General features: G+C 61.9%; 22 protein-coding genes. 6 read left to right on the forward strand and 16 right to left on the reverse strand.

Annotated elements, in window-relative coordinates:
* Positions 1–135: 135 nt before the first annotated feature.
* On the forward strand, positions 136–1,146 hold the full coding sequence (locus RYH74_RS14790; protein ID WP_317409641.1) for a DUF4917 family protein: 1,011 nt from the start codon (positions 136–138) through the stop codon (positions 1,144–1,146).
* A gap of 152 nt (positions 1,147–1,298) precedes the next feature.
* On the opposite strand, the gene RYH74_RS14795 is transcribed toward RYH74_RS14790, so the two are convergent.
* The 14 genes from RYH74_RS14795 to RYH74_RS14860 form a co-directional block, all read right to left on the reverse strand.
* Positions 1,299–2,342, reverse strand: coding sequence for a tetratricopeptide repeat protein (locus RYH74_RS14795; RefSeq protein ID WP_286918932.1), 1,044 nt, complete (start codon positions 2,340–2,342; stop codon positions 1,299–1,301).
* A 1-nt stretch (position 2,343) separates the two neighbouring features.
* On the reverse strand, positions 2,344–3,312 hold the full coding sequence (locus RYH74_RS14800) for a type II secretion system F family protein (protein ID WP_317409642.1): 969 nt from the start codon (positions 3,310–3,312) through the stop codon (positions 2,344–2,346).
* A gap of 26 nt (positions 3,313–3,338) precedes the next feature.
* On the reverse strand, positions 3,339–4,325 hold the full coding sequence (locus RYH74_RS14805) for a type II secretion system F family protein (protein ID WP_317409643.1): 987 nt from the start codon (positions 4,323–4,325) through the stop codon (positions 3,339–3,341).
* Entirely contained in the window at positions 4,322–5,764 is a 1,443-nt protein-coding gene (locus RYH74_RS14810; RefSeq protein ID WP_317409644.1) for a CpaF family protein, read from the reverse strand. Before RYH74_RS14810 ends, RYH74_RS14805 begins: the two co-directional genes overlap by 4 nt.
* Before the next feature lie 3 nt (positions 5,765–5,767).
* Entirely contained in the window at positions 5,768–6,985 is a 1,218-nt protein-coding gene (locus tag RYH74_RS14815; RefSeq protein WP_317409645.1) for an AAA family ATPase, read from the reverse strand.
* Positions 6,979–7,482: a TadE/TadG family type IV pilus assembly protein gene (locus RYH74_RS14820; RefSeq protein ID WP_317409646.1), complete on the reverse strand. Its 504-nt coding sequence runs from the start codon at positions 7,480–7,482 to the stop codon at positions 6,979–6,981. Before RYH74_RS14820 ends, RYH74_RS14815 begins: the two co-directional genes overlap by 7 nt.
* Positions 7,482–7,952, reverse strand: coding sequence for a TadE/TadG family type IV pilus assembly protein (locus tag RYH74_RS14825; RefSeq protein ID WP_075046194.1), 471 nt, complete (start codon positions 7,950–7,952; stop codon positions 7,482–7,484). Before RYH74_RS14825 ends, RYH74_RS14820 begins: the two co-directional genes overlap by 1 nt.
* A 9-nt stretch (positions 7,953–7,961) precedes the next feature.
* Positions 7,962–9,284, reverse strand: a complete 1,323-nt coding sequence (locus RYH74_RS14830) for a TadE/TadG family type IV pilus assembly protein (RefSeq protein ID WP_317409647.1) — start codon at positions 9,282–9,284, stop codon at positions 7,962–7,964.
* Between the two features lie 35 nt (positions 9,285–9,319).
* The gene (locus RYH74_RS14835; RefSeq protein ID WP_317409648.1) at positions 9,320–9,601 is read right to left on the reverse strand and encodes a hypothetical protein; all 282 of its coding nucleotides are present in this window, start codon (positions 9,599–9,601) and stop codon (positions 9,320–9,322) included.
* Between the two features lie 15 nt (positions 9,602–9,616).
* Positions 9,617–11,104 (reverse strand): type II and III secretion system protein family protein, encoded by a 1,488-nt coding sequence (locus tag RYH74_RS14840; protein WP_317409660.1) that lies wholly within the window; start codon positions 11,102–11,104, stop codon positions 9,617–9,619.
* An 87-nt stretch (positions 11,105–11,191) separates the two neighbouring features.
* Entirely contained in the window at positions 11,192–12,004 is an 813-nt protein-coding gene (gene cpaB / locus RYH74_RS14845) for a Flp pilus assembly protein CpaB (protein ID WP_317409649.1), read from the reverse strand.
* Positions 12,005–12,016: 12 nt separating this feature from the next.
* Positions 12,017–13,351 carry an AAA family ATPase gene (locus RYH74_RS14850; RefSeq protein ID WP_317409650.1) on the reverse strand — a complete coding sequence of 445 codons (1,335 nt, stop codon included), beginning with the start codon at positions 13,349–13,351 and terminating at the stop codon, positions 12,017–12,019.
* Positions 13,352–13,366: 15 nt separating this feature from the next.
* Positions 13,367–13,885, reverse strand: a complete 519-nt coding sequence (locus RYH74_RS14855) for a prepilin peptidase (RefSeq protein WP_317409651.1) — start codon at positions 13,883–13,885, stop codon at positions 13,367–13,369.
* Positions 13,886–13,921: 36 nt separating this feature from the next.
* A complete protein-coding gene (locus tag RYH74_RS14860) occupies positions 13,922–14,116 on the reverse strand; it encodes a Flp family type IVb pilin (protein ID WP_317409652.1) in 195 nt (64 codons plus the stop codon).
* A gap of 450 nt (positions 14,117–14,566) precedes the next feature.
* Between RYH74_RS14860 and RYH74_RS14865 the strand changes: the two genes are divergently transcribed.
* Positions 14,567–15,445 (forward strand): DNA-binding response regulator, encoded by an 879-nt coding sequence (locus RYH74_RS14865; RefSeq protein ID WP_286100499.1) that lies wholly within the window; start codon positions 14,567–14,569, stop codon positions 15,443–15,445.
* Between the two features lie 4 nt (positions 15,446–15,449).
* Here RYH74_RS14865 and RYH74_RS14870 read toward each other — a convergent pair whose 3' ends face one another.
* A complete protein-coding gene (locus tag RYH74_RS14870) occupies positions 15,450–16,673 on the reverse strand; it encodes a class I SAM-dependent methyltransferase (protein ID WP_286100500.1) in 1,224 nt (407 codons plus the stop codon).
* Positions 16,674–16,967: 294 nt separating this feature from the next.
* Positions 16,968–17,585: a TPM domain-containing protein gene (locus RYH74_RS14875; protein ID WP_075046203.1), complete on the reverse strand. Its 618-nt coding sequence runs from the start codon at positions 17,583–17,585 to the stop codon at positions 16,968–16,970.
* 186 nt (positions 17,586–17,771) lie between these two features.
* Between RYH74_RS14875 and bglX the strand changes: the two genes are divergently transcribed.
* The 4 genes from bglX to RYH74_RS14895 all read left to right on the forward strand — a co-directional run bounded on the left by bglX (position 17,772) and on the right by RYH74_RS14895 (position 24,894).
* The gene (bglX, locus tag RYH74_RS14880; protein ID WP_317409653.1) at positions 17,772–20,063 is read left to right on the forward strand and encodes a beta-glucosidase BglX; all 2,292 of its coding nucleotides are present in this window, start codon (positions 17,772–17,774) and stop codon (positions 20,061–20,063) included.
* Positions 20,064–20,211: 148 nt separating this feature from the next.
* Positions 20,212–21,969 (forward strand): ATP-binding protein, encoded by a 1,758-nt coding sequence (locus RYH74_RS14885; RefSeq protein WP_317409654.1) that lies wholly within the window; start codon positions 20,212–20,214, stop codon positions 21,967–21,969.
* Complete coding sequence (locus RYH74_RS14890; RefSeq protein WP_286100503.1) at positions 21,963–23,297, forward strand: sigma-54-dependent transcriptional regulator; 1,335 nt, start codon at positions 21,963–21,965, stop codon at positions 23,295–23,297. The genes RYH74_RS14885 and RYH74_RS14890 overlap by 7 nt, the downstream gene beginning before the upstream one ends.
* 277 nt (positions 23,298–23,574) lie before the next feature.
* Positions 23,575–24,894, forward strand: a complete 1,320-nt coding sequence (locus tag RYH74_RS14895) for an MFS transporter (RefSeq protein ID WP_075046206.1) — start codon at positions 23,575–23,577, stop codon at positions 24,892–24,894.
* The last annotated feature ends 56 nt before the right edge of the window (positions 24,895–24,950 follow it).

Consider the following 24,950-nt stretch of genomic DNA (forward strand, 5'->3'; position numbering starts at 1 on the left):
TTCCTGTGGGAGCGGGCGTGCCCGCGAAGGGGCCGGCATTGCCGACACAAGGCCCTTGCCTGGATACAACCCTCGCACACCTTGCATGACATGCTAAAGTCGCCCCCGTTCCCGCTCCACCCAACGGACCCCAGCATGCCCGCACTAGACGCCACTCTCACCCCCTGGCCGGAACTCGCCGCCCGCCACCCTTGCGACGCCCTGCTGCTGGGCAACGGCGCCAGCCGCGTGCTGTGGAAGCCGTTCGGCTACTTCTCGCTGTTCGAGGAAGCGCAACGTGCCGGCCGCAAGAAAGGCCTGGCCGTGAGCGATCAGGCACTGTTCAAGTCGCTGGGTACGGAACTGTTCGAGCCGGTGCTCAGCGCCCTCAACACCACCGTGCGCACCAACGCCGCGCTGGCCATCAACTCCACCGCACCGCTGAACCGCTACTACTCGATCAAGGAAGCGCTGATACACGCCGTACGCACCGTGCACCTGCCGTGGCCACTCATGCCGGCCACGACCCTGGCAACCCTCAACCAGGCCCTGCGCGGCTACCGCAGCGTCTACACCAGCAACTACGACCTGCTGCTACCGTGGGCCGTGCAACACGCACCGCACGGCTTCGCCGAACTGTTCGACGAGCAAGGCTTCTTCGACGTGCGCCGCACCAACGGCGAAGGCACGCGGGTGCTGCATCTGCATGGCGGCCTGCACCTGCTCAAGCTGCCGGACGGCACCACCCGCCAACGCAGCGCCGACAGCGCCGAACTGCTCGATGGTTTTGCCGTGAACATCCCGGGCGAAGTGCCGCTGTTCGTCAACGAAGACCGCAGCGACGAGAAACTGCGCGCCATCCGCAACTCTGACTACCTGGGCTGGTGCCTGGGGCAACTGGCGCGGGAAAGCCAGGGGCTATGCCTGTTCGGGCTGCACCTGGACAGCAGTGACCAGCATCTGCTCGAAGCCATCCGACAGGCCCGACCGATGCATCTGTCGATTGCCATACGGCCGTTGAGCGAGGCATCGGTGATCAACCAGAAGCAGCATTTTGTCGACAGGTTCGGGGATATGCCGGGGGCGGTGCTGCATTTCTTTGATGCCAGTACGCATCCGTTGGGGCAAGCAGCGTTGGCTATTGAAGCACCACTCACCCTCAGGTGAAGTGGACCAATTGGGGGCCGCTTTGCGGCCCATCGCCGGCAAGCCAGCTCCCACAGGGATCGCGCAACGCCTGAATTCTGCGCGGTACCTGTGGGAGCCGGCTTGCCGGCGATGGGCTGCGTAGCAGCCCCGTCTACGCTATCTGTCAGGCATCAAGGCGCCGACGCGGTTGTCACCTGCACGGCCGGGCCAACTGCAACCGGCTCGGGCATCGCTACATCGCCGCCCAGCTGGCGGATCTGCCGAATCTGCTGGACCCTGTTCAGGTTTTCCCAGGCGACGGGATAGTGCCCCGGCGACAACTCGATCGCGCTGCGGAAGAACTGCTCAGCCACATCCAGCTTGCCTTCCACCAGGCAGACATAGCCGACATCATTGCTGGCCTCGGCACGCTTTTCGACCTGTTCGAAGGCAGACACCGCTTCTTCATAGCGCCCCATGCGAGCCAGCAGCAACCCATAGTTGCGCCAAAGCGGTTTGTAGGTGCCGTCGTAGCTCACACCACGTTTGTACCGAAGCTCGGCATCGGCCCATTGCCCGGCCATGTAGTAGGAGTACCCCAGGCTGTTCTGCACCAACGCCGAATGTGGATCGATGAGCTCGGCCAGGCGGTAGTAGGTCTGCGCCTCGGCGAAGTTGTCGGCCAGATCCGCGAGCACCCCCAGCCCGTTGTAGGCCTTGAGTGGTGACTTGCTGTCGACCCTGAGCGCAGCCGCCCCTGTCTGGGTATTGGCTGGGTCCTTGGCAACGCGTTTCTGATCCACGGCAACTGCCTTCAAAAGCATCACCTTGGCTTGCTCATGTTTACGCATGGACAGGTTCAGCAGGCCCATTTCCGTCAGGGCATCGGGGTTTTCAGGTGCCTTGCTCAGTACCTCGGTGAAGGCCATCTCGGCAAGCTGGTTATTGCCCCGTTCGCGGTGGATACGGCCAACCCAGACCAGGGCTTCTTGACGTTCGGGCGCCAGCTCAAGGACGCGCAGGTACTGGTACAGTGCCTGGTCCAGGTCACCGGCCTGGTAAGCCATCGCCGCCATCTGCATCGCCTGGTCGGGCGAGTTGCTTTGCGACTGCACTTGGTAGAGCACCGAATTGCCACCGGAGTAGACAGAACGCACCCCATTCAAGTCTGGCCCTGTGCTCTGGCAACCCGAGAGCACGGCGATCATGGTCAACAGCAAGCTGATCCTGTTCATGTCATGGATTCCCGAACGTTTTAAGTATCCCGATGATCACCGGGCCGATGGCAACCAGAAAAAAGCTTGGCCACAAACAGAAAATTAGCGGAAAAACCAGCTTTGTTCCGATTTTCGCGCCCATTTCCTCGGCGGCCTGCATGCGCCGGTCACGAAACTCCTCGGCATAGATGCGCAAGGTAGCCGCTACGCTGGTGCCGAAGCGGATGCTCTGCGCCAAAAGGCTGACCAGACCCTGGATGTCTTCCAGGCCGGTACGGTCCGCCAGTTGTCTGAGCGCTTCGGTACTGGAAATGCCGGCGCGGATCTGCGCATTGACCAAGGCCAGTTCCTCGGCCAGCTCGGCCTGGCTGACCGACATTTCTTCAGCCACCCGCTCGATGGCCTGGGGCAACGCCAGGCCCGACTCCACGCAAACCACCATCAGGTCCAGGGCATCGGGGAAGGCTGCACGTAACCGACCCTGCCGAGCATTCTTTCGCTTGTCGACATAGATTGCTGGCAGAAGCCATCCGGCGGTAGCCCCCATGGCCGCCACACCCATGATCTTGAGCGGGGAGAGATTGGGAACCAATGGCAATGTCAACAACGAGATACCAAATAGCATCAGCGGCAACAGCAAACGCACCGCCCAGTAAACCTGTACCGCTGAAGCCGAGCCGTAACCGGCATGAGTCAACAGCGTTCGGGTGGCCGACACTTGCCCTTCCGTTGATGGGGTAACGCGCCGACCAACCCGCTCCAGTAGAAGCTGAAGGTTTCCTGGCGCCTCCCGCCCGGCCGCAGCGCTGGAGTGATCACGCTTGATCAATGCAAGACGACGTTGCAGTGGGCTCTGCAGCCCCTGCACCAGTAAAGTTACGGTGACAACGGCAATGACCGTGCTCACCCCGATCGCACCGACGATCAGCAGGCGTGCCAACGCCTCGTTGTCCGTTACCCCACTCAACAAACCGAGCACATAGTCCATGACCGACGCCCCCATGCGAGAACTGCCTAAATCTGGATACGGATGATCTTACGAATCCAGAAAATCCCAACCAACATGGAGCCGAAAGCCCCCATGACCAACGTTTGCCCAGTGGGATCCTTGATCAGCAAGGTCAGATAATCCGGGCTCGTGATAATGATCGCTGCCGCCAGAAGGAAGGGTATGGCCACCAGCACCCAAGCCGACATCCGCCCTTCGGCCGACATCGTCTTGACCTTGCGCTGAAAGCGGAAACGTCCGCGGATCAGGTTGCTCAGACGCTCCAGCACTTCGGTCAGATTGCCGCCGGTCTCACGATGAATGAGGATCGAGGTGACCAGCATCATCACTGTCATGCTTGGCATCCTCTCCAGCAGGCCAAGCATGGCCCGGCGTACATCATTACCGTAGTTAATATCGGCGAAGGTCAGGCCGAATTCATGCGCCACCGGCCCCTTGTGTTCCTCTGCCACCAGGCGCAGGGTCTCGTTGAAGGGGTGCCCGGCTCGCAATGCCCGACACATGGCCTCCAGCGCATCCGGCAAACCCTCCTCGAACTGGGCGAAACGCTTGCCACGGTCATGGGTAATTTTCAGCAGCGGCAGCCAGAACGCCACGAACGCTGCCGCCAGCGCCAGCCACCAGTAAGGAAAGAACATCCAGGCCAGCATCCCGGCAGCTGCTGCCAGCGCCAATCCTAGCAGCAGTACCCGATAGGCCCGGTACTCATGCCCGGCCTGCTCGATCAGTTGCGTCAGCGACGCCATGAAGGGCAACTGCTCGAGCCGCGCCTCCAGCGGCGACAGGCGTGTCAGGTACTTCTGCCGCAGCACGGTCTGCATGTTCGGCAGATGACTTGCCCGCTCCAGAATCACCAGTCGGCTACGGATACGCTTGCGTACCTTGCTTGCCTCGCCAAACACCGGCACCACCAAACCTTGGCTGAGGAGAAATACGGCAACGAATACCATGCCAAGAAATATCAGGATGTATTCAACGGGTATCTGGCTCATGGCTGACGAGCCTCCATCCATTCAGGCCTGAACATCGTCAGCGGCAACTCGATCCCGCGCTTGGCCAAAGAATCGCGAAACGCGGGCACCATGCCACTTGGCCGGAAGTCACCAAGCACCTGGCCCTGCTCGCCCACACCATTGCGGACAAATGAGAAGATCTCGGTCATGGTGATGATTTCACCCTCCATGCCGTTGATCTCCTGCACACTGACCAACCGCCGTTTGCCGTCTTCCTGCCGCTCCAGCTGGATCACCACATCGATGGCCGATGCGATCTGTTGACGCATGGCCTTGATCGGGAACGTGGCACCAGACATCAAGACCATGTTCTCGACCCGGCCCAACGCATCGCGCGCGGTATTGGCGTGGATGGTAGTCAGTGAACCATCGTGACCAGTGTTCATCGCCGTCAGCATGTCCAGCGCCTCGGCACCACGCACCTCGCCGATCACGATGCGGTCGGGGCGCATCCGCAGGCTGTTGCGCACCAACTCACGCTGGCCCACCTCCCCGCGCCCCTCGATATTCGCCGGTCGTGTTTCCAGGCGCACCACATGCGGCTGCTGCAGTTGCAGCTCGGCCGAGTCCTCGATGGTGACGATGCGCTCGTTGTGGGGAATGAAACTGGACAGCACATTGAGCATGGTGGTTTTGCCGCAGCCGGTGCCGCCGGAGATCAGCACGTTCAGCCGCCCCCGCACGATCGCCTTGAGCAGCAAGGCGATGGCCGGCGTCAGCGCGCCCGCCTGGATCAGGCTGTCGGTATTGAGCAGATCCACCGCAAAGCGGCGAATCGAGATACTCGGCCCATCGATGGCCAGCGGCGGGATGATCGCATTGACCCGCGAACCGTCCTTGAGTCGTGCATCGACCAACGGCGAAGACTCGTCGATGCGCCGGCCGAGGCTGGATACGATGCGGTCGATGATGTTCAGCAGGTGCTGATCATCGCGAAAACGCACATCGGTGCGCTGCAACTTGCCGAACCGTTCGACGTACACCGAGTCATGCCCGTTGACCAGAATGTCGGACACCGTGTGGTCGGCCAGCAGCGGCTCCAACGGGCCAAGACCCAGCACTTCGTCGGTGATCTGCTTGATGATCAACTGGCGGCTGGCAGAGCTTACCGGCGCCGAATGCTCATCGAGCAGACGCTGGCAGATATCGCGAATCTGCCGCACGGCCTCGGCCTGCTCGAGCGAGTCGAGCAAGGACAGGTCCATGACCTTGAGCAGTTGCGCATAGGTTTTTTCCCGCCACTCGGCTTCTACCGATGTGACCTGGCTTTTTGTTTCAAACAGAACATCCGGTGCTGAATGTTCCCACGCCATCAGCGCCTCTGCCGGGTCCTTCGCGCCTCCACCCTGCTTCGACGGCGTCGATGCCTCGGGGGTGGCTGCCTGTTTGCGCAAACGGTTACGGAAATCGCTAAGCATGGTTCACCCCCGAAAAACACGCTTGAAGGCGCGTTTGAACAGTCCGTTTTCAGTGTCCACCTGCTTGCCAACCAATTCCTCGGCCAGCCCACGCAGCGCCTGGGTGATCGCGGAGCGAGGTGCTTGCAGACCTAATGGCACACCCGTGTTCTGGCTCTGGTTGATAACGCTGAAGTCATTCGGCAGTTTCACGATATTGGTGCAGCGCAGCGCCTCGCCGATGTCCTTGAGGCTGACCGGTGCCGCCTTGTCGTAGCGGTTGACCACCACCTCCAGCTGATTGCCGCGTACGCCCAGGTCATCGCGCAGAATGCGCGCCAGGGAACTGGCGTCGCGCAGGTGGTTGACGCTCTGCTGCACCACGACGTACACCCGGTCGGCCTGCTCCAGCACCGAAGCGGTGATGTGATCGATCTGCCGCGGCAAATCCGCTACCACCCAGTCATAGTTGGCACGCGACAGTTGCAGCAACGCATCGAGCTGTTCGGCCTGCACATCCTGCGGCAGGCACAGCTCATTGGCACGGCTGCCAAGCACATGCAAGGACGGGCTGAAATGGCTGCAGAAGCCGCGCAGTGCAACACCATCCATTTCTTTTATCTGCTGCAACACGTCCAATTGGCTGTGCGACTGCGCCACATCCAGATGATGCGACACGCTGCCAAACTGCAGGTCCAGGTCAAGCAACAGGGTGTTTCCCTTGAGGCTGAGCTGATGCGCCAGGTTGCAGGCCAGCACCGTGCCGCCGGAGCCCCCCTTGGCATTCATCACCGCGATCAGTTTCCCTGTCGCCGTGCTGTTGGTCTGGGTTTCCATGACCATACGGTTCAAGGCTGCGATAAGCTCCGTGGCAACGATAGGCTCCGGCAGAAAATCGCGCGCACCGGCCTGCATTGCCAGGCGCATGCCTTCCCGATCGTCCAGCAGGCCACACACCAACAGCTGCGGGCGCTCATGGGCCGGGCGTTGCAACAGGGCCGCCAGCTCCTCACGCCACAGCTGGCCAACGCGCAGCAGCAAGAAATCGGGCATCCGGTCCAGCCCGTACAGAGGGTCGCAATGCCCATTGCTCACCTGGCGAACATTCACCTCCAGACCCGAGATGCGCTGACAGATTTCTTGCAACTGACGCAAGGCCAAGGCGTCCGAGCTGCTGATCAACAGACGCATCCCGGGCTTGATGGAGGTAGCGGATACGGAAGACTCCCTTAGATTCAGCATGGCGTGATCTCCGGTACGACATCCGCCTCGGTATGACGCCCGAGGCTCTCGCGAGGTAAGGTCGCCTTGAATACTGGCAAGGTAATGGGCACGCCAAACCCTGGAATAAACAGGCTGAATTGAAAGTTCTGCAGCGTCAGTTGGACATAGCGGACAGCGGCAAACCCGGTGGCACTTACCAGATCACCGGGGTTGGCGACCTGTGCACCGTTCTTGTCCAGGTAACGCAGAGTCAGATCCGAGGTGTCCAGGTCGGCCAGCAGGCTGCTGGCACCACTGTCGCCCGCAGTGTTGAATATCGCCCTGCGCAGCACCACCGGATCGCTGATATTGCATACCGCTGCCAGCCGTGCGCCACGCCGAACGGACTCATTCAGCACGTTCACGGTGTAGTACAGCCGGCCTATTTCAAGCACCCCGAACAACAGCGTGAACAGCAACGTACCAACGATGGCGAACTCCACCACGTAAACGCCCTGCATGCATCTGCGCTTCATCACAGTGCCCTCATCACGGTGGTGGCGACCAACGGGAAGTTCAGTGCCGTGCCGTTGCCGATAAACGCCGGAATACCGCTGGCTATCAGCGGGGAAAAGACCGCGCTGATGGTCACCTGCACGTGGTCGTTGGTGCCCGCCACCTTGGCCACCTGCACGGTGGTATTGGCCGGCATCCCGGTCAGGCTGCAGGGCGGCGCGGAAGGTGCACCGTACACCGCCACTTTCTTGGTCATGCACTCGAGGTCGGCGCTCACCTCGACCTTGCCAAGGGTCGAGTTCCAGGCCTGGCTGGCGACAAAGCGCGCTGCATCCCGGCTGCCCTGCAGCAGACTGTTGTACTGATAGAGCATGCGGCCAAATTCGCCAAAGGCCAGCAAGGTCAGGAGCAACAGTGGCAGAGTGATGGTGAACTCGACGATTGCCACCCCTTGCTGACGCTGCGCACGCTTGAGCCGATAAAGTTCCATGACACGCTCCTAGGAGTCGGTGCTCGGTGTGCCACTGCCACTGATAAAGGTTTTGTACAGCTGGATGATCTGCGGGCCGGAATCGTCTTGCGGTGTAGGTCCAGGCACGCCGTCACCCTCGCATTGCTTGATGAACTGGCCGAAGATCTGCGAATCCCCACCTGAGTTGTCGGCAGGCTGCACCACATAGAAACAACCGAAACCGATCACCGGTATCGACGATGCCCCCGAGTTCTTGCCCGAGCAGTCGCCCATCACGATTTTCAGTATCCGCCGCTCGAAAACCCCGTTTGACTGGCACCCCGTTCCCCCGCCTGCAACACATGCGGCACTCTGCGCGGCATAATCGTTGTAATCGAACAGCGGCGTGCCGCCAGCAGAGAGATTGCCATTGTTCGAAGTAACAGGCTGGCCTTGCTGTTCCACTCGCGGCGGTGTGGCGCTGTCGTTGTATTTCATCTTCGGGTTGTCATAGGTCGTCACCAGGTCGGGCGGATAGTCCGTCCCCTTGAACGACCCTGTGTAGTCGCCGAAGCGCGTATTCAAACCTTGAACGGAAGGCCCAACCGTATTACCTGGCTTGGTGTCGACGTTTTCCCCGACATTGCGACAAACCGAGCCGCCGCCGGCCATGAGTTCGCCAACCTCCTTGCCGCCCGAGCCAAAATCAAGCAGCTGAAAATTGCCTGGACCAATCGGGTCGCTGTTCTTGGCGGCTGACTTCAATACCTCCAGATCACCGAAGCGATAGCCCCAGAACATGCCTGCTTCCGGGTTGTATTGAGCCGGATTGCCACACACCAGCAGCGGCGCAAGATCGCATGGGCTGGTGGGACTCGGCCCGGCGGTGGCAATCGCCGTCACCTGCTTGGATCCTAAGGTGCCTGTACCAAATGACTGGGCGAAGTTCCAGAAAAAGCCCGCCAGTGAGTAATTCGATACCGAGACCCGCACATAGGTGGCATTGGCCGGCCCGGGGAAGGAGAAAGGCCCATAGACATTGTCTGCCAACTCCACCACGGCAAATCCGCCAGGGTTGCCGCCGATTGCCGTCAACAGCTCCGTGTTGCCAGCGGCCTTGGCATTTTCGTTAAGGGTGAAGAGCGCGGCTGCTCGCGTGGTACTGGCGGCATTGCCAGAGCCCATCACCTGGCTCAGGGTCTTGGCGCCACTGAGGGCGGCGGCGTCCACGGCATTCTGCAGTCGAGTCTTGTTCAACAGCACGTGACCGCCATCGAGCACCAACGCTGCCATCATCAGTATCGCCAACAGGGCGATCACGATGATGACAGTTACTGCCCCCCGCTGTTGGCCTGGCGGCGCGGTGAACATCCGTTGAGCTCGAGGAGTCATGATTACGCCCTCAATCAGCGAGTTGAATCAGTGACTTGGATCTGGATCGGCTGACCGATCTGCTGCGCTTCACCAGTCGTCCCCCGGTAGCTATTGATCACCTTCTCCAGCAAAGGCCCGTCAGAGCCAGCAGCCGGCACTTCAGTGCCTGGGTTGGCGGCTACCTGCTTGTCGGCAATCTGCTGGTAGGTTGTCTGGTAGACGCTGTAGCCCAGCGGGCCAACGCGCCCTTCGTCGTACGACATGCAACCCGACAACCCCGATAGCAGCGCGCAACACACGATCATGCTTCTCATGCTGATTCTCTCCGATCAATTCAGGTCATGGCCAAAGTTGCCACCGCTGACACCGAGGCTGACGGGCACCGCGCGCCCCGGCTCACTGCCCTTGGTCTTGCCGAGCAGGTAGAAGTCCAGATCACTGGGCTCGACGAACTTCTCAGTGGGCAGGCGCACCGCCTTGGCATCCACGGGCTTGGCGAGGTGCGGCGTCACCAGGATCACCAGTTCGGTTTCACCGTTGATGAACGATTGGCTGCGGAACAGGTGCCCGAGTATCGGCAGGTCCCCCAGACCCGGGAAACGGCTGACGAAATCGCGAGTGTTTTCGCTGATCAAGCCGGCGATGGCAATGGTCTGGCCATTGCCCAGTTCGACCGTGGACTCTGCGCTGCGCTTGGTCAGCGACGGAATAACCTGGGAAACTCCATCGCCCAGGATGCTGCTGAGGCCCGTGTCGAGTACCAGCGAGTTGGCGTTGGAAAGCTCGCTCACCGAGACATTCAGGTTGAGGTTGATACGCCCGGAGTCGAGCACCACCGGCAGGAACTTCACGCCGACACCGAATTCCTTGTATTCGATGGTGATGCCATCATCCTCGGTGATCGGCACAGGGAACTCGCCACCGGATATGAACTCCGCCTGCTGGCCGGTCAGTGTGGTGAGGGTGGGTTCTGCCAGCACCTTGGCCGAACCATTGTCCTTGGACGCTTCAAGCACCACGTTGAACAGGAAATCGTCGGACAGGAACTGGGCGAACAAGCCTTTGCCACCACCAATCAGCGAACCTGGCGAAAGGATCGACCCGCCGCCTGGAGTCAGGCCCAGTCCTTGACCATTGTTGAACCCGCCACCGCTCCAGTTGCCGGATGATCCAAGGGCATTGAAGCGCACGTTAAGGTTCTTGATCAGACTGCGCTGCATCTCTGCCACTTTGACTTCCAGCATCACCTGCTGGCTGCCACCGACGCTGAGCAGGTTGATCACCTCCAGCGACTGGGCCGGGGCCGCCTCGGCGGCTTCACCCTTGCCTTGCACCACACTCGAGGTTTGCGCGGCATAGGTCTTGGCCACTTTCATCGCTGTGTCCATGGCCGCGGCGCTGCGCACCTGGCCACGCAGTACCAACGCGCCCTGGGCGCTGAACACCTCGATGTTCTCCTCGGGCAGCAGCTGGTGCAGTTTGGTCTTGAGCCCGGTGAGGTCATGCACGACCTCCACATCCATGGTCTCGATCAAGCGGTTGTTGCTGTCCCACAGCAGCACGTTGGTAGTGCCCAGGGAACGGCCGAGCAGGTAGAGCTGGGTCGGGCTGGTGATCAGAATATCGGCGATATCCGGGTTGCCGACCGAGATTTTCCTCACCGGCGTACGAGCACTGATCGTCCGCGACTTGTAGATGGGCACCTGGACCATGTTGGTGTTGGCCGCCGGCATGGCGCTGTATCCCGATCCCGGTTCTGCAGCCTGCGTCACACCGATGAACAGCAGCTGCGTACCCAGCCCGCACAACAGGTACATCCCTAGTCTCTGCAAAGTATTCATGCATAACTCCTTGCGAGGTATTCTTGTTCCTGCCGAAGGTTAGCCATTCGGACGCCAGCTGCTTTAGAACCGTGCTTTCGCTACTTCAACTTCAGTCCCGCGGATGATGGTGACCGAGCCACCTTCACTACTACGATTTACCACCGGTCTCGGTTGGGGTTTGAATGCTGGCGTTGCAGCCTTCACCGGCTCGACAGCGGCTACGGCTGGCGCCTGCTTCTGAGCGTCCAGCGGATTGCGCAGGGCCAGTTGCAACTTGCCTTCGGATTGCGCTCTGACCAGCACCTCGGCCTCTTTGGCCGACATTTCCAGGGTCACGGCACGTACCACCACCGGCTGGGTCTTGTCCGTCCCCGCAGTCTGGTCCACGGCCAATACCCGGAGGTCCTGGAGGATGGTTCTGGACTCAGCGTCATTACTACCGCCATTGCTTTGCTTGGTTGCCAGAACATCGACCCGGTTACCCGGCAACAGGAACCCGCCCACCCCGACCACGTCATCCACACGCACCGAAATGGCGCGCTTGTCTGGAGCAATCAACGAAGCCAGAGTACTGCCACCCAGGTGCTCGGCCAGGCGCGCGCTACGCAGCACATCGCCGCGCAACAGTGCAAAAGTGGCAATCTTGCCAAGCACCTTTTCATTGCTGTCAAAGGCATCATCAGGTACCGCATCCTTGGGCATGCGCACGATGGCGACTTGCTGCGCCTCGATCATCTGCCCGAACGGGATCTCCACCGTGGCGACCACCACGTTCTTCATGTTGTCATCCGGGGCGGCGTTGAGCCGACCATTGAGCCAGTTGTTGGCCATCAAGGCGGCACCAAGTCCCAAGGTCAGGGAAACGGCAACCAGGGTCAGCGTACGGACACTCATGTCTGCATCTCCTTATCCAAGGAAGTCGATCTGCACGAAGTAGCTTTGCCAGGCCCATTTCAGCTCCTGAGGCGACAGCGGACCATCGCCGCCCAGGTAACGCTGGCGGTCGAGCGCCATGTTCAGCAGGTCGCGAGGGTGGCAGGGCACCAGCGGCACGCCTTCGGCCTCGTACAGCGCCTGTAACGCGTAACGCAACAGCAGCGGGTCGTAATCCAGGCCCAGGCGTTCGCATTCCTGGCGCCAGATGCGTTCGTACTCATCGACTTTCAGGTAGCTGAACTGCAGCTTGTAGCCGATACGTCGCAAGAAGGCTTCGTCGGCCAACTCCAGCGGGTTGAGGTTGGTGGAGAACACAAGCACCAGATCGAACGGCAGCTCGCAATGGCGCCCGCCACCCAGGTTGAGGAAGTCGCGCTTCTCTTCCATCGGCACGATCCAGCGGTTGAACAGTTCGGCCGGGGCCATGCGCTGGCGCCCCATGTCGTCGATGATGAACAGGCCGTTGCTGGCCTTGAGTTGCAAGGAGGCCTGGTACTGACGGGTACTGGGATCAAAGCGGACGTCCAGTTGCTCCATACCCAACTCACCGCCAGTGATCACAACCGGGCGTTTGCAGCGCACCAGCCGACGATCGATTCCTTCGTTGAGCAACAGGCTGGTAGATTGGCTTTCTTCCTCCAGGCGCTGATGCACCTGGGGGTCGTATACCTCGATGACCGACTCGTTGATCTCGATGGCATGGGGTACCCAGATGGCTTCGGCGAACAGGCGGATCAGGCGGCTGCTCACGTAGGTCTTGCCGGTGCCTGCAGGGCCATAAATCATGATGGCGCGTCCGGAGTTCAGCGCTACCCCTAGCTGGTCCAGCATGCTCTCCGACAGCACTACGCCCGCAAATGCCTTGTGCATGTCCTGCGTACTGATGCGGCCATGGTGAATGGTCTGCAGCTTGAGCAGGTCACGATAGGCACTTACCGGGAAGGGCGCCGCGCCGATGTAGCCGCTGCGCGCCAGTGCATCACGGGCGGTACCGCGGCCCCGCTCTGTCAGGCCGTAGCGCAGCACCTGCCCCCCCGTTTGCACACCGACCTGGCCCAGTACTTCAACGCGGCCATCCTTACGCAGAAAGGCCAGTACTTCCTCTACCACTGCGCCGGTCAATGCCAGACGCTCCACCAGGCGCGACAAATCCAGCGTACCGGCGTCATGCAGGTGCTTGCACAACAAATCACCGAGAAAGCTTTCCGCCAGGCCAGTCTCGCGGACTGTACGTGGCTGAGGTGCCAGGCTCTGCACTGCGTCCTTGTCACAGGCGCAGACACCACTGTCTCTTAATGCGTGCATTGTTAGCCTCCCAGGCTATAGGCCAAGCGGTTGCCAAAAAAGGCTGACAATGGTTCCGGACAGTATCGCGACGGAATAAGGGAATGGTTTACCCGCCACCTCATCCGTCTTCGGCGCAAAATATGCCTGTGCCGTCAAGATCAACCAGTAGCGTTCTAACGTCTGTTTCAACTGTCCGCGCAGGAGCACTATCAACATCCCGCACACTCCGCCGGCAATCAAACTAAGAAGTGCTGCTGAAAGTGCTTCAGGCGGTGCAAGAAAGCTACAGACCATAGCCATCAGTTTGACGTCGCCGGCTGCCATGCCCCCCAGCGCATACATTGGAATAAATACGGCAAAACCGATAACCATGCCCAGCACACCATAACCCAGCCCGGCAAGTTCTGCGGAGTAAACCTGGCCCGCCAACCCCAACCCCAACCCCAGCAAGACCAGTAAGTTGGGAATGCGGTGGTTACGAAGGTCCCCGACCACCGCAATACCCAACAGCCCTAGCAGCACGACAATGGCGAACAGAGACTCTGCTGACATTGCTGCATCCCCCTTGGGGCTTAATTAAGAATTGGTTTAAGGGGCTGCTGTGCCTCCAAGCGCAGTGATCAGCCCGTTGATTTTTCCCTTGACTGCAGTTCCCAAGTTGGTGAACGCAGTAATAAGGGCGAGGGCAACCAACCCGCCTGCTACCGCATACTCCACAACAGTCAGGCCATCTTCATCTTTGACGAACTTCAGGACCGAATCCTTGATAGTTTGCAGATTCATTTCGCTCACCTCGCTAAGGACATTATTTTTCTTCCCGGGCAGTGGTGTTTTGCACTACCTGTTGCGAATCCTAGTCAGAGGGTGACAGCAGTGGTTAGGAGATTTTTGCGAATCGCTAGGACTTTTTTGCGGCCATTGGCCAGCATCGAAAAGGTGGGCGAAGACACCAGTAAACCAGGCAGGAAACCCGAATATGAGAAGCACTTTCGTACGCATTTGCAGCCGGCTCAGGGAAGGGTTCTGGCACGTTTGTTCAAAGCCGACAAGCGGTCGTCATGATCAAAGACCAGCCTGACTGCGGAACCTGTCTAACATCAGGGTTTTACAAAGCGCATAGAACCACTTAAGCCAAAACGATCTAAGGTAATAACCAAATTGATCGGCGACTTAATAGTGTTTTGACAATACTGCTGCTCGTAGGGAAACTCCCCAGCATAAGGTTAAGTCACGATGTCTAACCCGGGCACAAAGCCGCTGTTGTTGTGGTTCGATCTGACACGCGATCATTCCACCGACGCGCTGATGGCACAGTTCAGTCATGTCTGCGATTGCAAACTGGCGAAGGCCGTGGCGCATTCCGAACGCCAGCAGGCAGACATGATCTGCATGCATTTCGATCGCCCCGACACCCTCAACCTCAACCTGTTGCTGGAAGTGAAGCGCAACTCACCGTCAATCCCGGTCACCATGTTCACCGTGCAGCACTCCGAAGAGTTGGCCGTCTGGGCCATGCGTTCGCGGGTCTGGGAGTATCTGGTATTGCCGCTGACAAGCGGTGAGAAAAGTCGCTACATCGATGTCCTCAAGCAGCTTTGCGACATACGCCGCGCCAGCAAGGCCTCAGGCAATGCGCAGCGCATCGATCACCTTCCCTCCCTGCCGGACAGCATTCGCCTGACCGGCGAACACCACAAGCACCAGGCGCTCAGCAAGGTCATGCCTTACATCGACCAGCACTTTCGCGAATGTGTCGATCAAAAGGACCTCGCGCAGCGCTGCGGCATGACCACGGCCCGCTTCAGCCGCCTGTTCAAGGAAGTCAACGGCGTTGGGTTTCTGGATTACATCCTGAGCAAGCGCATGAATCTGGCCATGGACCTGCTCGTCAACAGCCAGATGCCGATTACCAGCATCGGCTATGAGGCAGGCTTCAAGGACCCGTCCTACTTCGCCCGCACCTTCAAGCAGGTCAGCAACTGCACGCCCAGCGAATACCGCCAGGCCCGCCAGCTCGAAGCGGCGGCCAGCGAAAGCGAGCCCTTGAAAGGTTCGAATGCGCCACTACTGGATAACGTGTTACCGAGTGCGGCGTTTCACAAGAGCCGCTGAAGGATCACACGCCAGGCAGCAACCCGTCCCCTCGCAACAACGTCTCCAGGCAATGCTCCTGCACTCCATAGAACGCCTTGAGCTGCCCGATCTTCTCCAGCAACGCGCCGTTGTCCCCTGCCTGACGCCGCTTCACCGCAAGAATCATCTTGTTCTTGTTGGTGTGCTCCAGCGAGATGAACTCGAACACCTTGGTCTCGTACCCGCAGGCTTCCAGGTACAGCGCGCGCAGGCTGTCGGTCAGCATTTCGGCCTGCTGGCCCAAGTGCAGGCCGTACTGCAGCATCGGTTGCAACAACCCCGGGCTGTGCAGTTGCGGGCGGATCTGCTTGTGGCAGCACGGCGAGCACATGATGATCGCGGCGTTGCAGCGGATGCCGGTGTGGATGGCGTAGTCGGTGGCGATGTCGCAGGCATGCAGGGCGATCATCACCTCGATGGCCTCGGGCACCACGCTACGCACGTCACCACACTGGAACTCCAGGCCCGGATGCTCCAGACGCAAGGCGGCGGCGTTGCACAAGTCGACCATGTCCTGGCGCAGCTCGACGCCGGTTACCTGCGCTTCGCGGCCCAGGCTGTTGCGCAGATAGTCGTGCATGGCAAAGGTCAGGTAGCCCTTGCCAGAGCCGAAGTCGGCTACCCGCAGCGCCTGCTCCGCCGGCACCGGGGCGCTGGCCAGGGCGTGGTCGAAGACTTCGATGAACTTGTTGATCTGCTTCCACTTGCGCGACATGGACGGGATCAGCGCGCCTTGTGCGTCAGTCACGCCGAGGTCGCGCAGGAATGGCCGCGACAGCTCCAGATAGCGCTTCTTCTCGCGGTCATGGCCGCTGCTGCTGGCAGCTTCGCGCGGTGCCTGTGCGCCGTGGCGCTGGAGCATGGGCTTGCCCTTCTTGCTGAAGGTCAACTGCACTTCACCGTCGGCGTCGAACAGGTGCGCGTTGCGGAAGCTGTCCGGCAGCAGCTCGGCGACCAGCGCCTGGGCCTGGTCCAGCGCCAGGTTGCGGGTGATGTCGCGGGTCTGGTGGCGATAGACCAGCGACAGGCACGGCTGGCCCTTGACCTGCAGCGGCTTGGCAATGATCCGTTGCAAGGTCTGGTCGGCACCGACATGGCGCGCCAATACCAGTTTGACCAGGGTATTGCCATGCAGGGCGGCGTTCAGCAGGTCGAGAAACTGGGTGCGCGCATCCGGCGCGGATGGGGCAGAAGAACTGGCGGACATGGAAAAACGGTGCCTCGGATAGCGGGGAGCGCATGGCGCAATGCGCGCATTCTACAGGGTGGCTAACTTCCTGTGGGAGATCGCCCAGTCCTTTGGGCTGCGCTGTCGCGTAGAGAACTGAATTCACAAGCGGTACGCGTACCCTGTGGGAGCGGCTTTAGCCGCGAAGAATCCAACTCGGTGCAGGGCACCGGCTGCGCCGGTGTTCGCGGCTAAAGCCGCTCCCACAGAGTCCCCGCTAATTCAATGAGTTATGTGCAGTTCTAAGGGCGCGTCAAGCCATCGGGGTTCGGCTCAATCGAGAATCACCAACCGGTTGGGCAACTCGTTACGTGCATGGGTAGGCGGCACATGCTCGCTGAGCAGTTCGCCGCACGCCTCGATGCACTCCACAAACCCCTGCAAGGTGCGGCCCTGGCGTACCTGTTCGGCAAAGCGGGCGACGATGGCCGCGCGGGCGGTGGCATCCAGGTGGTGCTCGATACCGCGGTCGACCAGGATCTCCACATGCCGCTCTGCCTCGCTGACGAAGATCAGTACGCCCGTGGCACCAGCAGTGCGCTGCAGGTTCTGTTCGCGAAACTGCTGGCGGGCCAGGCGCGAGGCGCGCCAGCGGCGCAGGGCCCGGGGGATCAGCCAGCCGGCCAGGCGTGGGCTGCGCAGCAGCAGGCACAAGCCGACGAACAGCAGCACATTGGCAACCAGCAAGCCACGCACTCCGGGCCAACCCAGCAGCCAGTGCAACAGGGCCGGCACGGCCAGCGCCAGCACGGCGGCCCAGAACAACGGCCAGTAGGCGTAGTCATCGGCCCGGCGGGCCAGCACCGTCACCAGTTCGGCATCGGTGCGCCGTTCGGCACGGGCAATGGCTTCGGCGATCTGGCGCTGATGGTATTCGTCGAGGGGGGTCATGCCGTCGGTCTCTTGAGCGTTCTTATAGTTGTTGTCCCGGCATTCGGGGCTTCGTCCGCAGGCGACATATTCAGGCATAATCCGCCGCTGGAAGAAATGCCTGCAAATCGTACAACAATAGCCGCCTGAAAACTTCGGCCGCGCGCGTATCACCGTGGATACGGCAGAGGCCCCACAACGGAATTGATGATGAAACTGTCTTTGCTGGGCCTGGCCATGGGCCTTGCCAGTCAGGCGGCCCTCGCCGCCCCCTCCGCCCCGCCCCTGCAGGACAAGCAGGCGTTCATCGACCATCTGATCAGCCAGATGACCGAAGCCGAAAAGATCGGCCAGCTGCGCCTGATCAGCATCGGCCCGGAAATGCCCCGCGACAAGATTCGCGAGGAGATCGCCGCCGGCCGCATCGGTGGTACCTTCAACTCGCGTACCGCGCCCGAGAACCGGCCGATGCAGGACGCGGCCATGCGCAGCCGCCTGAAGATCCCGATGTTCTTCGCCTACGATACCGTCCACGGCGAGCGCACCATTTTCCCGATCGGCCTGGGCATGGCCGCGACCTGGGACATGGACGCCGTCGCCAAGGTCGGCCGCACCGCCGCCATCGAGGCCGCGGCCGATGCCCTGGACATGACCTTCGCACCGATGGTCGACATCGCCCGCGATCCGCGCTGGGGCCGCACCAGTGAAGGCTTTGGCGAAGACACCTACCTGACCTCGAAGATCGGCCAGGTGATGGTCCGCTCGTTCCAGGGCAGCAGCCCGGCCAACCCCGACAGCATCATGGCCATCGTCAAGCACTTCGCCCTGTATGGCGCGGTGGAAGGCGGGCGCGACTACAACACGGTCGATATGAGCCTGCCGAAAATGTACAACGACTACCTGCCGCCCTACCGCGCCGCGCTTGACGCTGGTGCCGGCGGGGTGATGGTGGCGCTGAACTCGATCAACGGCGTGCCGGCCACCTCCAACACCTGGCTGATGAACGACCTGCTGCGCAAGGAGTGGGGCTTCAAGGGCGTGACCATCAGCGACCACGGCGCCATCCAGGAGCTGATCCGCCATGGCGTCGCCCGCGACGGCCGCGAAGCCGCCAAGCTGGCGATCAAGGCCGGCATCGACATGAGCATGAACGACACCCTGTACGGCGAAGAGCTGCCAGGCCTGCTGAAGTCTGGCGAAGTGACCCAGGGCGAGCTGGACCAGGCGGTGCGCGAAGTGCTGGGTGCCAAGTACGACATGGGCCTGTTCAAGGACCCGTACGTGCGCATCGGCAAGGCCGAAACCGACCTGAAGGACTACTACGGCAACGACCGCCTGCACCGCGATGCCGCGCGTGACGTGGCGCGCCGCAGCCTGGTGCTGCTGGAAAACCGCAACCAGACCCTGCCGCTGAAAAAGGCCGGCACCATCGCCCTGGTCGGCCCGCTGGCCGATGCCCCGATCGACATGATGGGCAGCTGGGCTGCCGACGGCAAACCAGTGCACTCGGTGACCGTGCGCGAAGGCCTGCGCCGCGCCGTGGAGGGCAAGGCCAAGCTGGTCTACGCCAAAGGTTCCAACGTCACCGGCGACAAGGCGATGTTCGATTACCTGAATTTCCTCAACTTCGATGCCCCGGAAATCGTCGACGACCCGCGCCCGCCCGCGGTGCTGATCGACGAGGCGGTGAAGGCGGCGAAGCAGTCCGATGTGGTGGTGGCAGTGGTGGGTGAATCCCGCGGCATGTCCCACGAGTCGTCGAGCCGTACCACCCTGGAAATCCCGGCCAGCCAGCGGGAGCTGATCAAGGCCCTGAAGGCCACCGGCAAGCCACTGGTGCTGGTGCTGATGAACGGCCGCCCACTGTCGATTGCCTGGGAACGCGAGCAGGCCGACGCCATTCTGGAAACCTGGTTCGCCGGTACCGAAGGCGGCAACGCGATCGCCGACGTGCTGTTCGGCGATTACAACCCGTCTGGCAAGCTGGCCATCACCTTCCCGCGTTCGGTCGGGCAGATCCCGATGTACTACAACCACACCCGTATTGGCCGGCCCTTCACGCCGGGCAAGCCGGGCAACTACACCTCGCAGTACTTCGAGGAGCCCAATGGCCCGCTGTACCCGTTCGGCTATGGCCTGAGCTACAGCAGCTTCGAGCTGTCGGGGTTGAAGCTGTCGAACAAGGACCTCAAGCGTGGCGACACGCTGGAAGCCAAGGTGACGGTGAAGAACACCGGCAAGGTGGCAGGCGAGACCGTGGTGCAGCTGTACCTGCAGGATGTATCGGCATCGATGAGCCGCCCGGTGAAGGAGCTGAAGAACTTCCAGAAGCTGATGCTCAAGCCTGGCGAATCGCGCACGTTGAGCTTCCGCATCAGCGAAGAAGACCTGAAGTTCTACAATGGCCAACTGCAGCGGGTTGCCGAGCCAGGGGAATTCAATGTCCAGGTCGGGCTGGATTCCCAGGCGGTGCAGCAGCAGAGCTTTGAAATGCTGTAACTGACAGGTTTTGCCTGTACCGGCCCCTTCGCGGGCTTGCCCGCTCCCACAGGTACTGCACAAGTCCATCGGGCTGTGAATCTCCTGTGGGAGCGGGCAAGCCCGCGAAGAGGCCGGCCCTGATATCCCATTCATCCGGATCCGCCCCATGTCCTTTTCCGTTCGCGCCCTGCGTCTGGGGCTGATCACCCTGCTGATCGTGCTGGGCACCGCCTTCAGCGCCGGCTGGGCCATGCATCAGGCCAAGCGCCAGGCCATGGAAGCCGACGCCCAGCGTGCCAGCCAGCAGTTGGGCTTGTATGCCAATGCCTTGCACACGCTGATCGACCGCTACCGCGCCCTGCCCGCCGTGCTGGCGCTGGACCCGGAGCTGATCGTAGCCCTGCGCGGCCCGGTCAGCGAAGCGGTGCAGGACGCCCTGAACCGCAAGCTCGAACGCATCAATGGCGCCGCCAACTCCTCCACCCTCGAACTGCTCGACCGCACCGGCCTGGCCATCGCCGCCAGCAACTGGCGGTTGCCCAGCAGCTACGTGGGCTCCAACTACGGTTTCCGCCCCTATTTCAAGCAGACTCGCAGCCAGGGCAGTGGCCGCTTCTACGCCGTGGGCGTGACCAGTGGCGTGCCGGGCTACTTCCTCGCCAGCGCGGTGAACGACGAGCATGGCCGCTTCCTCGGCGCCATGGTGGTGAAGCTGGAGTTCCCCGAGCTGGAACGCGAGTGGCGCCAGGGCAGCGACATCCTGCTGGTCAGCGATGCCCGCGGCATCACCTTCATCGCCAACCAGGACGGCTGGCGCTACCGCGAACTGCAGCCGCTCAGTGGTGCCGACCGTGCCGAACTGGCCGAAACCCGTCAGTACGACAAGCAACCGCTGGTGCCGCTGCAGCACCAGGTGCTGACCCGCTTTGCCGCCAACAGCACCCTCAGCCGCGTGCAAGGCCCGGAGGGCAGCGCCGAATACCTGTGGGAAAGCCTGCCACTGGAGGGTGAAAACTGGACCTTGCACCTGCTGCGCAAGCCGCAGGTAGCCGCCGACGGTCGCAATGCCGCCCTCGGCGCCGCCGCCGTTTGGCTGAGCCTGGTGTTCGCTGCGCTGTTCGTCAGCCAGCGCCTGCGCCTGGCCCGCCTGCGCCAGCGCAGCCGGGAGGAGCTCAAGCGCCAGGTCGAAGAGCGCACCCGTGAGCTGCGCACCGCCCAGGAGGGGCTGGTGCAATCGGCCAAGCTGGCGGCGCTGGGGCAGATGTCGGCAGCCATGGCCCATGAAATCAACCAGCCGCTGACCACCCAGCGCATGCAGCTGGAAACCCTGCGCCTGCTGCTCGACCATGGCCGACATGACGAAGCACGCCAGGCACTGGAGCCGCTGGAGCAGATGCTCACACGCATGGCCGCGCTCACCAGCCACCTGAAAACCTTCGCCCGCAACAGCCCGGTCGGCCTGCGCGAGCGCCTGGACCTGGCCACGGTGGTCGACCAGGCCCTGCACCTGCTGGAAGCGCGCATTCGCAGCGAAGAAGTGGAAGTAGCCCTGTACCTGGCGCGCCCGGCCTGGGTGCGCGGCGATGCCATTCGCCTGGAGCAGGTGCTGATCAACCTGCTGCGCAATGCCCTCGACGCCATGGCCGACAAGCGCTACAAACGCCTGGAGATCCGCATCGAGCCCGACGGCGAGCTGTGGCGCCTGAGCGTGCTGGATTCGGGTGGCGGCATTGCCGAGGCCGACCTGGCCAAGGTCTTCGACCCGTTCTTCACCACCAAGCCGGTGGGCGAAGGCCTGGGGCTGGGCCTGGCCATTTCCTACGGCATCGTCCACGAGGCCGGTGGCCAGCTGCAGGCCGAAAACCTGCCTGGCGGCGCGCGCCTGAGCCTTACCCTGCCCCGTGACCTGGAGCCTGTATGTTGAATTCAGTGATCGTCGTCGATGATGAAGCCAGTATCCGCACTGCGGTCGAGCAATGGCTGAGCCTGTCCGGCTTCAGCGTGCAACTGTTCGCCCGCGCCGAAGAATGCCTGGCACACCTGCCACAGCACTTTCCCGGAGTAATCATCAGCGATGTACGCATGCCGGGCATGGATGGCCTGCAGTTGCTCGAACGCCTGCAGGCGGACGACCCCGACTTGCCGGTGATCCTGCTGACCGGCCACGGCGATGTGCCCATGGCAGTGGAAGCCATGCGCAGCGGGGCCTACGACTTCCTGGAAAAACCCTTTACCCCGCAGCACCTGCTGGGCAGCCTGCGTCGGGCCCTGGAAAAGCGCCAGCTGGTCCTGGAAAACCGCAGGCTGCACGAGCAGGCCGACCTCAAGTCACGCCTGGAAGGCACGCTGCTTGGCATGTCCCAAGGCCTGCAACAGCTGCGCCGGCAAGTGCTGGACCTGGCCAGCCTGCCGGTCAATGTGCTGATCCGCGGCGAAACCGGCAGTGGCAAGGAGCGCGTGGCCCGCTGCCTGCACGATTTTGGCCCGCGCGCCGGCAAGCCGTTCGTCGCCCTCAACTGTGCAGCCATCCCCGAGTCGCTGTTCGAGGCCGAGCTGTTCGGCCATGAAAGCGGCGCTTTTACCGGTGCCCAAGGCAAGCGCATCGGCAAGCTGGAGTACGCCAACGGCGGCACGGTGTTCCTCGACGAAATCGAAAGCATGCCACTGGCCCAACAGGCCAAGCTGCTGCGGGTGATTCAGGAACAGAAGCTGGAGCGCCTGGGGGCCAACCAGAGCATCAGCGTCGACCTGCGCATCATTGCCGCGACCAAGCCCGACCTGCTCGAAGAAGCCCGCGCCGGGCGCTTCCGCGAAGACCTTGCCTATCGCCTGAACGTGGCCGAGCTGCGCCTGGCGCCATTGCGTGAACGGCGTGAGGACATTCCACTGCTGTTCGAGCACTTTGCCCGTGCCGCCGGCGAAAAGCTTGGCCGCGCAGCCCCACCACTGTCGGGCGCGCAACTGGCGCAGCTGCTGTCGCACGACTGGCCGGGCAACGTGCGTGAACTGGCCAATGCCGCGGAACGCCATGCGTTGGGGCTGGGCTCACCGAACATCGAGGTTGCGCCTGCCGGGCAGTCGCTGAGCGAGCAGATGGAAGCGTTCGAGGCGCAATGCCTGCGCGCGGCGCTGCGCCAGCACGGGGGCGCGATCAATGCTGTGATGGAAACGTTGCAGCTGCCGCGGCGCACGCTGAACGAGAAGATGCAGCGGCATGGGTTGGTGCGCGAGGACTTCATTGGGCGGGAATGAGCGGAAATCCGCCTATCGCGCTCGGTCACTAAGCAAATAACCGCTCATTAGCTGGATTCTTTTGGGGCTGCGTTGCAGCCCTTCGCGGGCACGCCCGCTCCCACAGGGAAACGCGAAGAGTCAGACATCACGCGGTCTGTGGGAGCGGGCGTGCCCGCGAAGGGGCGCGCAGCGCCCCAACTTGAAGCCCAACGCACCCATTTGGCACACCTTCTGCAATTGCCTTGGCAAGCTGCGCCACGGCGCGCTCCACAAAAACAACGAGAAGGTATCCCTGATGGATAATGCCACCTCCCTGCCAGCCGGGGCGGCCACCGCGCCTGCCACAGAAAAAACCACCGCCAGCCGCTTGAAGTCGATCTTCAGCGGGTCCATCGGCAACATGGTCGAATGGTACGACTGGTACGTCTACGCCGCATTCTCGCTGTACTTCGCCAAGGCCTTCTTCCCAGCCGGCGATTCCACCGCACAATTGCTCAATACCGCCGCGATCTTCGCCGTGGGCTTCCTCATGCGCCCGATCGGTGGCTGGCTGATGGGCCTGTACGCCGACCGCAAAGGCCGCAAGGCCGCATTGATGGCCTCGGTGCTGCTGATGTGCGCCGGCTCGCTGGTCATCGCCCTGACCCCGGGCTACGAAACCATCGGCGTCGCCGCGCCAATCCTGCTGGTCATCGCACGCCTGCTGCAGGGCTTGTCGGTGGGTGGTGAATACGGCACCTCGGCCACCTACCTCAGCGAAATGGCCAGCAAGGACCGCCGTGGCTTCTTCTCCAGCTTCCAGTACGTGACCCTGATCTCCGGCCAGCTCATCGCCCTGGCGGTACTGATCGTCCTGCAACAGACCCTGACCACCGAGCAGCTGTATGCCTGGGGCTGGCGCGTACCTTTCGTGATCGGTGCGCTGTGCGCCGTGGTGGCCCTGTACCTGCGTCGCGGCATGGAAGAAACCGCCTCCTTCACCAAGAAGGAAAAGGCCAAGGAAAGCCTGATGCGCACCCTGCTGCGCCACCCCAAGGAGCTGATGACCGTGGTCGGCCTGACCATGGGCGGCACCCTGGCCTTCTACACCTACACCACCTACATGCAGAAGTACCTGGTCAATACCGTGGGCATGAGCATCAGCGACTCGACCACCATCTCGGCCGCCACGCTGTTCCTGTTCATGTGCCTGCAGCCGGTGATCGGCGGCCTGTCCGACAAGATCGGTCGACGCCCGATCCTGATCGCCTTCGGTGTACTCGGCACCCTGTTCACCGTACCGATCCTCAGCACCCTGCACACCATCCAGACCTGGTGGGGCGCGTTCTTCCTGATCATGGCGGCGCTGATCATCGTCAGCGGCTACACCTCGATCAACGCCGTGGTCAAAGCCGAGCTGTTCCCCACCGAAATCCGCGCCCTGGGCGTGGGCCTGCCGTACGCCCTGACGGTGTCGATCTTCGGCGGCACCGCCGAGTACGTGGCCCTGTGGTTCAAGAGCGCCGGCATGGAGAGTGGCTTCTACTGGTACGTCACCGCCTGCATCGCCTGCTCGCTGCTGGTTTACGCGACCATGAAGGACACCAAGCAGCACTCGCGGATTACCACTGAGTGATGCTGGCCTGGCAGTACTGAAAAGGGGCGCTCCAGTGCATGGGGCGCCCCTTTTTT

It is taken from the genome of Pseudomonas sp. LSJ-87 (genome assembly GCF_032971465.1).
GTDB lineage: Bacteria > Pseudomonadota > Gammaproteobacteria > Pseudomonadales > Pseudomonadaceae > Aquipseudomonas > Aquipseudomonas putida_Z.

What these genes read in the sequence shown, in the direction of transcription:
- RYH74_RS14810 (WP_317409644.1), bottom strand. Translation starts at nt 5,764, where the DNA reads ATGCTTAGCGATTTCCGTAACCGTTTGCGCAAACAGGCAGCCACCCCC.
- RYH74_RS14890 (WP_286100503.1), top strand. Translation starts at nt 21,963, where the DNA reads ATGTTGAATTCAGTGATCGTCGTCGATGATGAAGCCAGTATCCGCACT.
- RYH74_RS14875 (WP_075046203.1), bottom strand. Translation starts at nt 17,585, where the DNA reads ATGACCCCCCTCGACGAATACCATCAGCGCCAGATCGCCGAAGCCATT.
- RYH74_RS14795 (WP_286918932.1), bottom strand. Translation starts at nt 2,342, where the DNA reads ATGAACAGGATCAGCTTGCTGTTGACCATGATCGCCGTGCTCTCGGGT.
- RYH74_RS14895 (WP_075046206.1), top strand. Translation starts at nt 23,575, where the DNA reads ATGGATAATGCCACCTCCCTGCCAGCCGGGGCGGCCACCGCGCCTGCC.
- RYH74_RS14840 (WP_317409660.1), bottom strand. Translation starts at nt 11,104, where the DNA reads ATGTACCTGTTGTGCGGGCTGGGTACGCAGCTGCTGTTCATCGGTGTG.
- RYH74_RS14855 (WP_317409651.1), bottom strand. Translation starts at nt 13,885, where the DNA reads ATGTCAGCAGAGTCTCTGTTCGCCATTGTCGTGCTGCTAGGGCTGTTG.
- RYH74_RS14885 (WP_317409654.1), top strand. Translation starts at nt 20,212, where the DNA reads ATGTCCTTTTCCGTTCGCGCCCTGCGTCTGGGGCTGATCACCCTGCTG.
- RYH74_RS14860 (WP_317409652.1), bottom strand. Translation starts at nt 14,116, where the DNA reads ATGAATCTGCAAACTATCAAGGATTCGGTCCTGAAGTTCGTCAAAGAT.
- RYH74_RS14815 (WP_317409645.1), bottom strand. Translation starts at nt 6,985, where the DNA reads ATGCTGAATCTAAGGGAGTCTTCCGTATCCGCTACCTCCATCAAGCCC.
- RYH74_RS14820 (WP_317409646.1), bottom strand. Translation starts at nt 7,482, where the DNA reads ATGAAGCGCAGATGCATGCAGGGCGTTTACGTGGTGGAGTTCGCCATC.
- RYH74_RS14800 (WP_317409642.1), bottom strand. Translation starts at nt 3,312, where the DNA reads ATGGACTATGTGCTCGGTTTGTTGAGTGGGGTAACGGACAACGAGGCG.
- RYH74_RS14850 (WP_317409650.1), bottom strand. Translation starts at nt 13,351, where the DNA reads ATGCACGCATTAAGAGACAGTGGTGTCTGCGCCTGTGACAAGGACGCA.
- bglX (WP_317409653.1), top strand. Translation starts at nt 17,772, where the DNA reads ATGATGAAACTGTCTTTGCTGGGCCTGGCCATGGGCCTTGCCAGTCAG.
- RYH74_RS14825 (WP_075046194.1), bottom strand. Translation starts at nt 7,952, where the DNA reads ATGGAACTTTATCGGCTCAAGCGTGCGCAGCGTCAGCAAGGGGTGGCA.
- cpaB (WP_317409649.1), bottom strand. Translation starts at nt 12,004, where the DNA reads ATGAGTGTCCGTACGCTGACCCTGGTTGCCGTTTCCCTGACCTTGGGA.
- RYH74_RS14790 (WP_317409641.1), top strand. Translation starts at nt 136, where the DNA reads ATGCCCGCACTAGACGCCACTCTCACCCCCTGGCCGGAACTCGCCGCC.
- RYH74_RS14830 (WP_317409647.1), bottom strand. Translation starts at nt 9,284, where the DNA reads ATGTTCACCGCGCCGCCAGGCCAACAGCGGGGGGCAGTAACTGTCATC.
- RYH74_RS14805 (WP_317409643.1), bottom strand. Translation starts at nt 4,325, where the DNA reads ATGAGCCAGATACCCGTTGAATACATCCTGATATTTCTTGGCATGGTA.
- RYH74_RS14870 (WP_286100500.1), bottom strand. Translation starts at nt 16,673, where the DNA reads ATGTCCGCCAGTTCTTCTGCCCCATCCGCGCCGGATGCGCGCACCCAG.
- RYH74_RS14835 (WP_317409648.1), bottom strand. Translation starts at nt 9,601, where the DNA reads ATGAGAAGCATGATCGTGTGTTGCGCGCTGCTATCGGGGTTGTCGGGT.
- RYH74_RS14865 (WP_286100499.1), top strand. Translation starts at nt 14,567, where the DNA reads ATGTCTAACCCGGGCACAAAGCCGCTGTTGTTGTGGTTCGATCTGACA.